This window comes from Mitsuaria sp. TWR114, assembly GCF_007997345.1.
In genome coordinates this window covers 1-899 of sequence record NZ_VOSR01000511.1, presented here as the reverse complement: position 1 = coordinate 899, position 899 = coordinate 1, and the positions used below count along the sequence as shown (strand labels likewise).

At 74.6% G+C, this 899-nt stretch carries 2 protein-coding genes; both read right to left on the bottom strand.

Annotated elements, in window-relative coordinates; translation table 11 throughout:
* Window positions 1-284 (bottom strand): response regulator (locus FUT87_RS18005; RefSeq protein WP_147241909.1); only part of this gene is annotated, 284 nt, incomplete at its 3' end.
* A gap of 66 nt (window positions 285-350) precedes the next feature.
* Window positions 351-899, bottom strand: a 549-nt coding sequence (locus FUT87_RS18000) for a TolC family protein (RefSeq protein ID WP_147241908.1), incomplete at its 5' end; no start/stop codon positions are given.

Here is an 899-nt window from a genome sequence, read left to right as displayed (position 1 = left end):
GCGCCGGCGTTCAGGCCGTCGACGCGATCGGACAGCGCGTCGCGGGCGGTGAGCATCAGCACCGGCACCTGTTGGCCGCGCGCGCGCAGCGTGCGGCACAGGGTGACGCCGTCGCCGTCGGGCAGCATGCCGTCCAGCACGATCAGGTCGTGGGTGGTCACGAAGGCAGCCTCGTCGGCCTCGGCCAGGCTGGCCGCGTGGTCCACCACGAAACCCTCCTCGCGCAGGCCGCGCACCAGCAGCCTCGCGGCCTTGCGGTCATCCTCGACCAGAAGAATCCTCATCGCCTCTCTCCGAATGGGCGGCAGTCTCGCATGCCGGCGCGATTCCCCGTCGGCTTCCCCGCTGGCTCAAGGCGCCGGCGCGCGGCCGAGGCTGAGCTGCAGCCGCACGGTGGCGGCGGCGAGCTCGCTGCGCGCCTGCAGGTAGGCGAGCTCGGTGTCGTCCGCCGCGCGCTGGGCCGACAGCAGCTCCAGCAGCGAGGCAGCGCCGTGCCGGTACGAGAGGCGCAAGCCTTCCACCACGCGCCGCGCGTCGCCCAGGGTCGCGTCGCGGTAGCGGGTCAGGTTCTCGAGCGCGGCGCGGTACTGGGCGTGGGTCGCGCGGACGTCGGCCTGCGCCTGGAGCTCGGTCTGGCGCAGCGCGAGCAGGGCCTGGGTGACGGCCGACTCGGCCTGCACCAGGTCGCCGCGGTCCAACCGCGACAGCGGGATCGGCACCGAGACCGAGACCGACACGGTGTTGGACCGCGGCGAGGGATCGACCGCCGAGCCGTCCGCCGCCACGCCGCGACGTCCCTGTGGCGCGTAGCCGTAGCTGAGGCTGACGCTCGGATCGACCCAGCGGTTGGCGCGGACCAGGTCCGCGGCGGCACGGGCGCTGTCCACCGCCGCGCGGGC